This window comes from Acidovorax sp. GBBC 1281 (genome assembly GCF_028473645.1).
GTDB lineage: Bacteria > Pseudomonadota > Gammaproteobacteria > Burkholderiales > Burkholderiaceae_C > Paracidovorax.
In genome coordinates, this window is the sequence record NZ_CP097269.1 from 5228156 (window position 1) to 5239937 (window position 11782).

The window sequence follows — 11782 nt, forward strand, 5'->3', positions numbered from 1 at the left end:
CGCCCCACGCCGACCCCGGTCGACTCACCCCCGGCGCGCCGCCTGGTACAGCCCCTGCACCCGCGGCACGTTCTGCTCCAGCTGGCGGATGCGCTCCGGCCCGCTGGGGTGGGTGGAGAGAAACGCGATGCCGCCCTGGCCGCTGGTGGCCTCGCCCATCTTGCGCCACAGGCTCACCGAGGCGTCGGGGTTGTAGCCGGCGCGGGCGGCCAGTTCCAGGCCCACCAAGTCGGCTTCGGTCTCGTCGCCACGGCTGAACTTCAACGTGATGAGCTGCGTGCCCAGGTTGGCCGCTGCGTTGCCCAGGTCGCCCAGGCCCAGCAGTTGCGCCCCGAGGGACAGGCCCACGCTGGTGGCCTGGGTTTTGGCCAGGCGGGCGCGGGCGTGTTCGCGCAGCGCGTGGGCCATTTCGTGGCCCATGATCATCGCGGCCTCGTCGTCGGTGAGCTTGAGCTGGTCCAGGATGCCGGTGTAGAAGGCGATCTTGCCGCCCGGCATGCAGAAGGCGTTGATCTGCTTGCTGCCGATCAGGTTGACCTCCCACTGCCACTGGCGGGCCCGGTCGTTCCATTGGGCGGTGTAGGGGATCAGGCGCTGGGCGATGGCGCGCAGGCGCTGCAGCTGCGCATTGTCGGGTCCGGCCAGCGCGCGCTGCGCCTTGGCCTTGCCCATCATTTCGCTGTACTGCTGGTTGGCGGCGGTCTCGATCGTCTCGGCCGGCACCAGCTTGCGCATGCCCGAGGCGGACCCCACGTCCACCTGCGCCAGCGCGGGCCCCGCGACGGAGGCCCCGGCCGCCAGCAGGAAGCCGCGGCGGGCGTTCCAGGCACCGCCGCGCAGGCTGCAGAACCGGCAACAGGCCGTGGCGGAATCGGTCTCGGCAGGCGCCGGAGCGCGGGGATCGGGGGCGGGCAGGTGCGACATGGGCGGCAGTCTAGCCGCAGGCCGGGGGCCCGGTCTGTCAGCCGGAAGCCATCCCTGGGCCCTTTTTCAGCGCGCCGATGCGAGGCGCCGGTCGCCCCCCCCTGCGCGCCTACCGGCGCAACTCTGCGCGGATCACCACCAGCAGGCCCAGCAGCACCAGCCCCAGGCCGCTCCAGGCCGCAAGCGGCTGCCGCTCCCCGACGATCGCCACGGCCAGCACGAAGGCGGCCACCGGCTCGACCAACGTCAGCGTGACGCTGGTCGCCCCAGCGATGTGGCGCAGTCCGCTGGAAAACGCCACATAGGCCAGGCCGGACACCACCACGCCCAGATAGACGACCACGGCCAGCGACGGCAGGCTCCATTGCGGCACGCCGGCCAGCAGCCATGCCATGGGCAGCGCCAGCAGCGCGGCGCCGGTGAACACGCAGAAGTTGACCCAGCCGGTGGAGGCCCGCGCCACCAGCCGCTTGTTCACCAGCGCGTAGCTGGCGTATGACAGGCCGGCCAGCAGGCACAGCGCCAGCCCCGGCCAGGACGGCCCGGCCCCCGCGCCCTTGCTGAGCACCATCAGCACGCCGCCGGCCACGCTGACGGCGGTGCCCAGCCACCACAGGCCGATCAGGGGCGCGCGCAGCAGCACGGCCTGGATCAGGCCCGCCCAGATGGGGCCGCTGCCGATGGCCACCGCCGTGCCCACGCCCACGCCGGTGCGCTGCACGCCGGCATAAAAGCAGATGCTGTAGCCCGCCACGCCGGCCGACGCCAGCGCGAGCCAATGCGCGGGCAGGCGGTCCGAGGGGGTGGGGTCCGGTGCCGGGCCGCGCCGCTGCGCGCGTTGGCGCGCCAGCCCGCGCGCAGCGATGAGCAGCACCGAGAAGAAGGCGCTGGCCACCGCCAGTTGCGCGGCCCCCACCCAGAAGGGCGACAGGCCGCCCGCGCCCAGGCTTTGCGCCGTGCCGGTGGTGCCCCAGAGCGTGGAGGCGAGCAGCACCAGAGCGATGCCGCGGGTGGAATGGGGGGAAGGGGTCGTCATGCCGCCATGGTGCCGCGGGCGGGCGGCGCAAATGTCGAGCAACGCGCGAAGTGCGGGTCGGCAGGCCATGCGCCGAATCGGCCTCCACCGCAATCAACACTATGGCGTGCAGCTACAAAAACAATAGCGCTTGATTCAGGCACGCAGCGCGCGGGCGCCGGTGCCCCGGTCGCGGCGCAGCGCATACGCCAGGGCGCTCGCGCTCGCATAGCCGGTGCGCAGGGCCACGGTGTCCAGCGGAACGCCCTGGGCCAGCTCGCGGGCGGCGGCATCCAGGCGCTCGCCGCGCAGCCAGGCCTGGGGCGTGCGGCCGGTCAGCGCCAGCCAGCGGGCATGAAAGCGCTGGGGGCTCAGGAAACACAGGGCCGCCATGCGCACCGTGGGCCAGTCCTCGTGCAGGGCGGCACGCACGGCGCGCTCCAGCCGCTCCGGGGCGATGGCGCGGCGCGCGAGCACGCGCGGGGCCTGCAGGATCTGGGCGAGCCGCAGCGCGGCATCGTCGCTGGCGGCGAAGGCCCGGTGCTCGGGCGCGATGGCGAAGCGCCGCACGCGCGCGACGCTGGGCTGGTCGGGCGCGTCGATCACGAACATCCGCGCGCCGGGCGGGGCCAGGAACGCGTGCGCCGTGCCGGCCGGAATGACCATGCCGCAGGTGGTGTCCACGAAGGCGGCGCGGCCCGCCACCTCCAGCTCCATGCGCCCGTGCAGCGCGTAGAGCACCTGCGCGTGGCCGTGCGCATGCGCGGCGTGTTCGCCGCTATAGCAGCGCACCGAGCAGGTGGGATGGAGGACGGCGGCGTGGCCCATGGCGCGCATCGTAGCGGCACGGCGCACGCACGGCCGGCGCGCCCCCGGGGAAGGGTGCGGATAATCCCTGCGATCCCCCTACCCGGCCCGCCCCCGCCCACCCCTTCCGATGCCCCCAGACCACGCCCCCGCCACCGCCCCCCGCCGCAGTTGGCGCGAGGCCTGGCTCGTCTACCTCGAACCGGCCAGCCTGCGCATGCTGGCGCTGGGGTTCTCCGCCGGGCTGCCGCTGCTGCTGGTGCTGGGCACGCTGTCGTTCTGGCTGCGCGAGGCGGGCCTGGACCGCACCACCATCGGCTACCTGAGCTGGGTGGGCCTGGCCTACGCGTTCAAGTGGGTGTGGGCGCCACTGGTGGACCGCATGCCGCTGCCGCTGCTCACGCGCTGGCTGGGGCGCCGGCGCGGCTGGCTGGTGGTGTCGCAGGCGATGGTGATGGCGGGCCTCGTGGGCATGGCGTTCAACGACCCGCGCGTGGCGCTCGAACCACTGGTGTGGTGCGCGCTGGCCGTGGCGTTCGGCTCGGCCACGCAGGACATCGCGCTGGACGCCTTCCGCATCGAATCGGCCGACGCCGACCGCCAGGCGGCGCTGGCCGCCACCTACCAGACGGGCTACCGCCTGGCGATGATCTGGGCCGGCGCGGGCGTGCTGTGGGTGGCCGCGCGCGCCGAGCTGCCCGGCCTCGCCGGCTACCAGCACGGCGCCTGGCAGGCGGCCTACCTGACGATGGCCGCCTCGATGCTGGTGGGCACCGCGACCGTGCTGCTGTCGCGCGAGCCCGTGCCGCGCCCGCTGCCGCCCGCACGCAACCCGGCCGAGTGGCTGCGCGGCGCGCTGGTCGATCCGTTCGCGGACTTCATCGGGCGCTACCGCTGGCAGGCGGCGCTGATCCTGGCGCTCATCGCCGTGTACCGCATCAGCGACGTGGTGATGGGCATCATGGCCAACCCGTTCTACGTGGACATGGGCTACACCAAGGACGAGGTCGCCGCGGTCACCAAGGTGTTCGGCGTGCTGATGACGCTGGCCGGCGCCTTCGTGGGCGGCGTGCTGTCCATGCGCCTGGGCGTGATGCGCGTGCTGATGCTGGGCGCAGTGCTCAGTGCCTGCAGCAACCTGCTGTTCGCCTGGCTGGGCCTGCGCGGGCACGACGTGACCGGGCTGGTCTTCGTGGTGTCGGCCGACAACCTGGCGGGGGGCATCGCGTCGGCGGCGTTCATCGCCTACCTGTCCAGCCTCACCAACGTGCAGTATTCGGCCACGCAGTACGCGCTGTTCAGCTCCATGATGCTGCTGGCGCCCAAGTGGATCGCGGGCTTTTCGGGGCGCTTCGTGGACGCCTTCGGCTACACCGAGTTTTTCGTGGGGACGGCGCTGCTGGGACTGCCGGTGCTGGTGCTGGTGCTGGTGGCGCCCAGGATCGAAACGCCCCCACGCCGGTGATTTTCATGCCGGCATAACTATCAATTCAGTAGCATACGGAGCACGCCACGCCGGCCCGGCCTGCGCGGCCGCAAAATGGCCCCGGCTGGGAGGATGCCCCTGGTTTACCTAACTTTACGGGGACTTCAACGCAACGACGCCCCCCGGCGCGACGATGAAGCCTCCCCCAAAGGACACCCGCCATGAGCTCTCAACTGTTGATGATCGAAGACGACTTCCGCCTCGCCCAGATGGTGGGGGAATACCTCGGCCAGTCGGGCCTGGAAGTGACGCACATGGCCGATGGCAAGAGCGGCATGGCGCGCCTGCAGGGGGGCGATGCGGGGCCCCTGCCCGACCTGGTGATCCTGGACCTCATGCTGCCGGACATGGACGGGCTCGAAGTGTGCCGCCGCATCCGCTCGCTGCAGGGGCCGGCGGCGCAGGTGCCGGTGCTCATGCTGACCGCCAAGGGCGACCCGATGGACCGCATCATCGGCCTGGAGCTGGGCGCCGACGACTACCTGCCCAAGCCGTTCGAGCCGCGCGAGTTGCTCGCCCGCATCCGCGCCATCCTGCGCCGGCGCACCGACGGCGGCACGCCCGCCGCGCAGGTGCTGCGCTTCGGCTCGCTGGAGATCGACCGCGACGCGCGCACCGTCACCGTGAGCGGGCAGGCGGCCGAACTCACCTCCTACCAGTTCGACCTGCTGGTGGCGCTGGCCGAACGCGCGGGCCGCGTGCTCACGCGCGACCAGATCATGGAGGCCGTGCGCGGCCGCGAGCTGGAAGCCTTCGACCGCTCCATCGACGTGCACATGGGCCGCATCCGCGCCGCGATCGAGCAGGATGCCAAGAACCCGCGCCGCATCCTCACGGTGCGCGGCGTGGGCTATGTGTTCGCCAAGCAGCAAGATTGACCCCCATGTCCAACCCGTTTTCCCGACGCCTGTATCTGCGCATCTGGCTGGCCGTGGTGGTGGGCGTGGCCGTGCTCACCCTGGCCGTGGGATGGGCCTGGCGCATCGCCTCGGACCAGAACGCGCAGACGCCCCCCACCCCGCCCGCCCGCGAGATGGTGCTGATCAACGAGCGCGGCGAGCCGGTGCTGCGCGGGCTGGCCACGCGCATCCCGAACGGGCCGGCCGAGGGGCTGGAGTTCCGGGTGGAGGCCGAGGGCGGCGAGGTGTTCTCGCTGCAGATGGCGCCGCGCCCGAAGCCGCCCGGCCCCGACCGGCGCGGCGAGGTGGCGTTCTGGACCCGCCCGCCGTTCGGCTTCCTGTGGATGCTGGGCCTGGTCGGCGTGGCCGTGGCCGTGGGCGTGTTCCCCATCATCCGGCGGCTGCTGCAGCGGCTGGAAACCTTGCAGCGCGGCGTGCAGCGCTTCGGCGAAGGCGACCTTTCCGTGCGCGTGGCCGAGACCGGACATGACGAAGTGGCCGACCTGGCGCGCCAGTTCAACGCCGCGGCCGCACGCATCGAGACGCTCGTCAAATCCCACAAGTCGCTGCTGGCCAATGCCTCGCACGAGCTGCGCTCGCCGCTCACGCGCATCCGCATGGGGCTGGAGCTGATGCAGGGCTCGGCCCCGTCCCCGGCGTTCCGCGACGAGATCCTGCGCAACATCGCCGAGCTGGACCAGCTGGTGGACGAGATCTTGCTCGCCAGCCGCCTGGATGCGCGCGAGGCGGACATGGGCACCGTCGAACTGGTGGACCTGCTGGGCCTGGCGGCCGAGGAGTGCGTGCGGGTGGATGCCGAACTGGAAGCCGGCGCCGCCGACGCGGACGGCCTGGAGGTCAACGGCGTGGCCAAGCTGCTGCGCCGCGCCCTGCGCAACCTGCTGGAAAACGCCCGCCGCTACAGCCAGGGCGACATCACGGTGGGGCTGCAGCGCACCGGCACCCACGCCGAAGTGCGCGTGTGCGACCAGGGCCCCGGCGTGCCGCCGGCGCAGCGCGAGCGCATCTTCGAACCCTTCTACCGGCTGCCCGGCGCCAGCGAGCGCGCCGGCGGCGTGGGGTTGGGGCTGGCGCTGGTGCGCTCCATCGCGGAACGCTCGGGCGGCACGGTGCGCTGCGAAGACCGCCCGGACGGGGAGGGCGGTGCCTGCTTCGTGCTCAGCCTGCCGTTGGCGAGCGCCTGACCTCCTTGCGAAGGCGCGGCTCGCGCCGCACCTGCACTGGTACACGACTGGGGCCGCAATGCAAGGGCATGCGCCCGCTGTTGCGCATGGTCACATCTGTTTCGTTCGGTCAGCGGCTTGGCCCCGGAATCCGGGTGGCTTCGGAAGGCGGTTTCCCTTATCCTGTATTCCGCCCAACGGAATACAAGACCGAGGCGTCCATTTTGCACACCGATCCACCCAGTTCCACCATGGCAGTCAAAGACATCCGGGTCATCCACACCCTCGGGCCGGCCGGCACCAACTGCGAAGCCGCAGCCCACGAATGGTTCCGGCGCAACGGCCGCAAAGGCACCGTGCACCTGCACCCCACCTTCGAGATCGCCGCCCAGGCGCTGAATGACGATCCGGCCATCGCGGTGCTGGGGTGCGTGGCCTATCCCGACCTGCACAATCTCGTGTTCTCCAACCTGAACCGCTTCCAGATGGTGGATGTCTTCGTGATGCCCACCTTCAACATGATCCTGGCATCGCGCACGGGCGAGGCGCCCCGCACCATCTCGACCCATCCCGCGCCGCAGCAGCTGGCGCCCCCCGGCACGGAGCTGTGCTTCGTCAACAGCAATGCGCAGGCCGCCGTGGAATGCCGGCACGGCCGCACGGACGGCTGCATCACCACGGCCAAGGCGGCCCATTCGCTGGGGCTCAAGACGATTCAGGACTTCGGGCCGGTGCCGATGGGTTTCACGATCCACGCGGCGGTGTGAAGCCGGTCAGCGACAACGCACAGATGCGGCCTGACTTTTCTACGGCCCCCGATCACCGGTTGAAATAGCGAGAAATGCATTGTCGGCCGCCTGGCGTCCACGCGCCACAGCGCCTACCGCGGGCAAGGCGCGCCGCATTCAGGAGGAATATTTTCAAAGATGATGTCCATTCCAACCGCCACTGTGGACGATGAATCCATGTACCACCGTGCATCCCCATTCAGCCACAGATCAACCACGGCACTCTCGCCCAAAAGAATTTCGGGCTCTACGCGATAGAGACGCACGAAAGAGGGAATTTTCAGATCATGGTGAAGCATGCGCTGAAATAGCGAAGCGTCGTAGTAGTCCACTCGGTACACATGGCGAGGACTGAAATCGCTTCCCTTGAATGCAGGCTTGAAAAGCAACCATCCTGCTCCGGCCAAGCAGGCAAAAAGCAGCGTCCAGAAAAAAATCCGTTTTTGATGAATGCTTATGACAGATTTCATTGAAGGTCAAACCTCAGAGGGAATGCAAGGCGGACGCGGTGGACATCAGAAAGCACCATGAAATCCCCACCTCTACCTTGCAGAGCGCTCCAACGCCGGAAATCGTTGTTCTGCACTTCGTATTTCGTTGCCGCGACGTCGGCTGCGTCCGTATGCACCCATTGATCTGAAATCGGTATGTCTCTGCGAAGTTGGAAATGACGCTCCACTCCCGTTGCTCCCCAAAATCCTAACGGTTGGGACATCAAAGGATTGCTATCGTTGAAGTCATAGGAATCTCGCAGATAGAACGCCAGTTCATCGATATCTACGGTGCCAGAACCGTTACTTCCCGTTGAAACGAACCCAGACGCTGCCACTTTTAATTGCGCTTCGCCCATCGCCCCGTAGAAATCATCCATAGGGTCACTCAGTTTTCCGAACGTCAAATAGTTCACTTGGCAAGTGGCATCCAGCACCTTCGCAGATTGATTGAAATCACCAAATCTCCACCGCTTCAGCGTTTTTCCAAAGCTCTGATCTTTGATTTTTTGCCTCAGTTCTTTAATGCCTTTGGCGGTCGCCCATCCGCTTTGCAGTGTGGCCATCGCGGTCTGGACACGGGCGAATCGAAGGGCCCAGGACATCGTGACAATGCTTTCTTCCAGGTGCACAGAACTGAGTTGATTCAAACGATGCGGAGAGCGGCTCTCTTTCATTTCTGCCGGCATGCGAAAAGCGGCCCCGTTAAACCACCGCTCCATCAAACCTGCCGCGACAGGCCACCCCATTCGCGAGCGCATCACCCCCGGTATATCTTCGAGTTGAAACAGCCGAACCTTAGGCGGTAACTTCTTCTGCAATTGCGCCCGAAGACTTTCCTGATCCACTTTCACCAGGCGCTGTTGCACAAATCGAATTGCAGACGGCATGACCCCAACCCCAGACGGACCTATGCCACAGCAGTCACCGACACGGTGTGAGGACGGCCGATCTGACTGAACCGATTGAGCAAGGCCACGCGGACATGCAGCTCCACAACCTGGCGGTCGAACGTGCGCGCGATCACCCGTTCGCCCAGTCGCTTGAAGCAGTGCATCTTCGTCTCCACAAGGCTGCGCCGGTGGTAGCCGCTCCACTTCTTCCAAATGCCGCGACCCAGGCGCTGGCACGCCCGAATGGCCTCATTACGATGCGCCGAGCCCGGACTCGACTTCTTCCAATGGCTGGCGTTCTTGCGGGGCGGGATCACCGCCATCGCGTGCCGCTCGGCAATGGCGTCCAGGCAGGCGCGCGTGTCGTAGGCGCCATCGGCACTGACGCTTTCGATGGATTCGTCAGTGGGAATCTGAGCCAGCAACCCGGGCAACATCGGCGCATCCCCAATGGCGTTGCTGGTCACCTCGATGGCGCGTATTTCCAGCGTCTGCGCGTCGATGCCCAGATGGACCTTGCGCCATTCGCGCCGGTATTCAGCACCATGCTTCTTGCGTTTCCACTCTCCTTCGCCCAGGAACTTGATGCCGGTGCTGTCCACCAGCAACTGCAGCGGCGAGTTGGTTCGCTGGTAGCTCAGTTCGACCTGCAAGGTCTTTTGGCGCCGGCAAACAGTGCTGAAGTCAGGTACCGGCCAGTCCAGCTTTGCCAGCCGCAGCAGGCTCTGCACCATGCCCAGCGCCTGTCGCAAGGGCTGGCCGAACAGGCACTTGATGCTCAGGCAGAACTGGATTGCTGCGTCCGAGAAGGTTCGGCTGCGTCCACGCCTGCCGGTCGGCGTGCCAAACCACTGCATGCCCTCATCTAGTGTCCTGTCCCGTTAATTCGCCCGCATAGTCTGGCGAGTTTTTCGAGGATGGAGTCTGCTGTAGCTGTCCAAGTAAACGGCTGGCAGGACTGGTTGTAATTCGCGATGAATGTGTCGATCTTGTTGATCAGATCCTTCACGCTGGTGAACGAGCCACGGCGGATTGCCCGCGTGGTGATGATCGAGAAGAAGCGCTCGACCTGATTGAGCCAGCTTGAATAGGTCGGAACGAAGTGCATGTGCCAGCGAGGCCGCTCGGCCAACCAAGCGCGCACCTTTGGATGCTTGTGGCTGGCGTAGTTATCAGCTATGCAGTGCACATCCAGTTCGTCGGGCACTGCCTTGTCGATGGCGCGCAGGAAGGCAAGGAACTCTTGATGACGATGCCGGGGCCGGCACTGCGCGATCACTTGGCCATTCATCACGTTCAGGGCCGCGAACAAGGTGGTGGTGCCGTGGCGCACGTAGTCGTGCGTGACACCTTCGACATAGCCAAACCCCATTGGCAGCATCGGCTGCGTACGCTCCAAAGCTTGGCATTGGCTCTTCTCGTCCACGCACAGCACCAGCGCGTTGTCAGGTGGGTTCAGGTACAGCCCCACAACGTCGCGCAGCTTCTCGATGAACAGCGGATCGGTCGACAGCTTGAAGCTGTCGGCCCGGTGCGGCTTGAGGTTGAAGGTCTGCAGATAGCGCGCCACCGTGCTCTTGCTGATGCCCGTATCGGCGGCCAGCGTGCGGGTGCTCCAGTGGGTACCCCCATCAGCAGGCTTGGTGTGCAACGTCTTGGTAATCAACTCAGCAACACGCTCGTCATCTACCGTGCGGGGGCGACCCGGGCGCAACTCGTCGTAAAGCCCTGCAATGCGATGGCGCGCATAGCGCCCGCGCCACTTGGTGACAGTGCTACGACTGATCCCCAGAGCCTGCGCAACCGCGGTGCTGGCTTTATCTGTGCCTTCGCAAGTCAGCACGATGCGCGCCCTGAGCGACAACGCCGCTGGCAGCGAACGTGATCGCGCCATGGACGTCAGTTCCGCGCGCTCCACTTCACTAAGCGCAATTTCTGTTCGGGTCGTTGCATTGGGCATGGCGGCACCTCAAGGATGGCCCGAAACCATGCAGCTATCGTGCCTGCGAATTAACGGGACAGGACACTAGCCACATCGTCAACGAGCCTCGCGCTTTCAGCGCCGCGTTGTACGCCTTCCAGTTCGTCGTGCGGTACTTGCTCCGCTGCCTGTTCTTCGTCTCTGTCACGCAGTCAGTCTACGGGCATCAGCATCGCGATTTGTGCAACAAAGCCCTTTCACCACGCCATCCATGGATTGCCCTCCCTGATTTTTGAACAGGCATTTTCAATGGCGAATCCACTCAAGGTTAAGTAATGACATATTTATTCGTAACCAATAGTCACACCGGGGCGCGTCCAACGACGCAATCAGTTGCGCCAGGCGAGCGAGCGGGCCTCGCCCTGGATCACGGGCGCCTGGGCATTGAGCGTCTCGCCCGCCAGCACACGCTCGTACATGCGCAGGTAGTCGCGTGCCATGCGCTCGGCGCCGAAGTGGCGCACGGCATGGTCGTGGCAAGCCCGGGGGTCGAAGCGGTTGGCGCGCACCGCCTCGGCCAGGGCACTGGCGTTGTCCGCCAGCACGCCGCATTCGGCGGGCACCAGTTCCGGCAGCGCGCCGTAGGGCGTCGAGAACACGGGGCAGCCGAAGTACAGGCTCTCGATGACGGCCAGGCCGAAGGGCTCGTGCCAGCGCACCGGAAAGATCAGCCCGCGCGAGGCGTTGAGCCGCTCGGTCTTCTGCGCGCCGCCCACCATGCCGAAGAAATGGATGCGGCGCGACAGCGTCCACCGGAAACCCCGGCGGAAATTGATGCGGTCGCCGCCCAGTACGTCCAGCTCCACCCCGGCCAGCTGGGCCACGCGGATGGCGCCGCTCACGTTCTTCACGCGCCACGCGGCCTTGCCCAGGAAGTGGTAGTGGTCGCGGGGCCGGGCGAAGTCCACAGCGCCGTAGCTCTCCCACTGCAGGCCGTTGTAGACGAACTCGGTGGAGCCGTAGCGCGCCGCATGGTCGCGCGAGAGGAACACGGTGTTGCGCGGCAGCGGCTTGGGCTTTCGGGCATTGCCGTGCTCGGTGACCAGGTAGGGCGTGCCGATCTCGGTGCGGGGGTTGAACTGGAAGTGCGTGATGTCCACGTCGGCGGGAATCTGCGAATCCCACGGCGCATCGGGCCGGATGGGCAGCACCGCGCCGAAGTCGCAGGTGGAGCCCTCGGGCACCAAGTAGCTCACGCGGTGGCCCAGGCGCACCAGCATCTGGCCCAGGTCCCAGATGACGCGCTCGGTGCCGCCATAGCCGTAGACCGGGATCGGGGAGTTGTTGACGAGCAGCACGTGCATGGCGAAACCT

General features: G+C 67.0%; 11 protein-coding genes and 2 pseudogenes. 4 read left to right on the top strand and 9 right to left on the bottom strand.

Annotation, left to right across the window (positions count from 1 at the left end; all coding sequences use genetic code 11):
• Positions 1–24 precede the first annotated feature (24 nt).
• The 3 genes from M5C96_RS24550 to M5C96_RS24560 all read right to left on the bottom strand — a co-directional run bounded on the left by M5C96_RS24550 (position 25) and on the right by M5C96_RS24560 (position 2767).
• Positions 25–924: a M48 family metallopeptidase gene (locus tag M5C96_RS24550; RefSeq protein WP_272565911.1), complete on the bottom strand. Its 900-nt coding sequence runs from the start codon at positions 922–924 to the stop codon at positions 25–27.
• Between the two features lie 109 nt (positions 925–1033).
• Complete coding sequence (locus tag M5C96_RS24555; RefSeq protein WP_272565912.1) at positions 1034–1960, bottom strand: DMT family transporter; 927 nt, start codon at positions 1958–1960, stop codon at positions 1034–1036.
• Positions 1961–2095: 135 nt separating this feature from the next.
• The gene (locus M5C96_RS24560) at positions 2096–2767 is read right to left on the bottom strand and encodes a helix-turn-helix domain-containing protein (RefSeq protein ID WP_272565913.1); all 672 of its coding nucleotides are present in this window, start codon (positions 2765–2767) and stop codon (positions 2096–2098) included.
• A 109-nt stretch (positions 2768–2876) separates the two neighbouring features.
• Between M5C96_RS24560 and M5C96_RS24565 the strand changes: the two genes are divergently transcribed.
• From M5C96_RS24565 to M5C96_RS24580, 4 genes are all read left to right on the top strand, one after another.
• Positions 2877–4211, top strand: a complete 1335-nt coding sequence (locus M5C96_RS24565; protein ID WP_272565914.1) for an AmpG family muropeptide MFS transporter — start codon at positions 2877–2879, stop codon at positions 4209–4211.
• A 182-nt stretch (positions 4212–4393) separates the two neighbouring features.
• Complete coding sequence (locus M5C96_RS24570) at positions 4394–5110, top strand: response regulator transcription factor (RefSeq protein WP_272549751.1); 717 nt, start codon at positions 4394–4396, stop codon at positions 5108–5110.
• A gap of 5 nt (positions 5111–5115) precedes the next feature.
• The gene (locus tag M5C96_RS24575; RefSeq protein ID WP_272565915.1) at positions 5116–6336 is read left to right on the top strand and encodes a HAMP domain-containing sensor histidine kinase; all 1221 of its coding nucleotides are present in this window, start codon (positions 5116–5118) and stop codon (positions 6334–6336) included.
• A gap of 230 nt (positions 6337–6566) precedes the next feature.
• Positions 6567–7082: a hypothetical protein gene (locus M5C96_RS24580; protein ID WP_272565916.1), complete on the top strand. Its 516-nt coding sequence runs from the start codon at positions 6567–6569 to the stop codon at positions 7080–7082.
• A 113-nt stretch (positions 7083–7195) separates the two neighbouring features.
• Here M5C96_RS24580 and M5C96_RS24585 read toward each other — a convergent pair whose 3' ends face one another.
• The 6 genes and pseudogenes from M5C96_RS24585 to M5C96_RS24610 all read right to left on the bottom strand — a co-directional run bounded on the left by M5C96_RS24585 (position 7196) and on the right by M5C96_RS24610 (position 11772).
• The gene (locus M5C96_RS24585; RefSeq protein ID WP_272565917.1) at positions 7196–7573 is read right to left on the bottom strand and encodes a hypothetical protein; all 378 of its coding nucleotides are present in this window, start codon (positions 7571–7573) and stop codon (positions 7196–7198) included.
• Positions 7570–8463, bottom strand: coding sequence for a DUF6402 family protein (locus tag M5C96_RS24590; protein WP_272565918.1), 894 nt, complete (start codon positions 8461–8463; stop codon positions 7570–7572). Before M5C96_RS24590 ends, M5C96_RS24585 begins: the two co-directional genes overlap by 4 nt.
• Before the next feature lie 41 nt (positions 8464–8504).
• Positions 8505–9356 (bottom strand): annotated as a pseudogene (locus tag M5C96_RS24595) (IS5 family transposase); the annotation flags it as partial.
• Positions 9353–10447, bottom strand: a complete 1095-nt coding sequence (locus tag M5C96_RS24600) for an IS630 family transposase (RefSeq protein WP_272563777.1) — start codon at positions 10445–10447, stop codon at positions 9353–9355. The pseudogene M5C96_RS24595 and the gene M5C96_RS24600, both read right to left, overlap by 4 nt.
• A gap of 67 nt (positions 10448–10514) precedes the next feature.
• Positions 10515–10616 (bottom strand): annotated as a pseudogene (locus M5C96_RS24605) (IS5/IS1182 family transposase); the annotation flags it as partial.
• 181 nt (positions 10617–10797) lie between these two features.
• Positions 10798–11772, bottom strand: a complete 975-nt coding sequence (locus M5C96_RS24610; RefSeq protein WP_272565920.1) for a glycosyltransferase — start codon at positions 11770–11772, stop codon at positions 10798–10800.
• Positions 11773–11782 lie beyond the last annotated feature (10 nt).

What these genes read in the sequence shown, in the direction of transcription:
- M5C96_RS24550 (WP_272565911.1), bottom strand. Translation starts at nt 924, where the DNA reads ATGTCGCACCTGCCCGCCCCCGATCCCCGCGCTCCGGCGCCTGCCGAG.
- M5C96_RS24555 (WP_272565912.1), bottom strand. Translation starts at nt 1,960, where the DNA reads ATGACGACCCCTTCCCCCCATTCCACCCGCGGCATCGCTCTGGTGCTG.
- M5C96_RS24560 (WP_272565913.1), bottom strand. Translation starts at nt 2,767, where the DNA reads ATGGGCCACGCCGCCGTCCTCCATCCCACCTGCTCGGTGCGCTGCTAT.
- M5C96_RS24565 (WP_272565914.1), top strand. Translation starts at nt 2,877, where the DNA reads ATGCCCCCAGACCACGCCCCCGCCACCGCCCCCCGCCGCAGTTGGCGC.
- M5C96_RS24570 (WP_272549751.1), top strand. Translation starts at nt 4,394, where the DNA reads ATGAGCTCTCAACTGTTGATGATCGAAGACGACTTCCGCCTCGCCCAG.
- M5C96_RS24575 (WP_272565915.1), top strand. Translation starts at nt 5,116, where the DNA reads ATGTCCAACCCGTTTTCCCGACGCCTGTATCTGCGCATCTGGCTGGCC.
- M5C96_RS24580 (WP_272565916.1), top strand. Translation starts at nt 6,567, where the DNA reads ATGGCAGTCAAAGACATCCGGGTCATCCACACCCTCGGGCCGGCCGGC.
- M5C96_RS24585 (WP_272565917.1), bottom strand. Translation starts at nt 7,573, where the DNA reads ATGAAATCTGTCATAAGCATTCATCAAAAACGGATTTTTTTCTGGACG.
- M5C96_RS24600 (WP_272563777.1), bottom strand. Translation starts at nt 10,447, where the DNA reads ATGCCCAATGCAACGACCCGAACAGAAATTGCGCTTAGTGAAGTGGAG.
- M5C96_RS24610 (WP_272565920.1), bottom strand. Translation starts at nt 11,772, where the DNA reads ATGCACGTGCTGCTCGTCAACAACTCCCCGATCCCGGTCTACGGCTAT.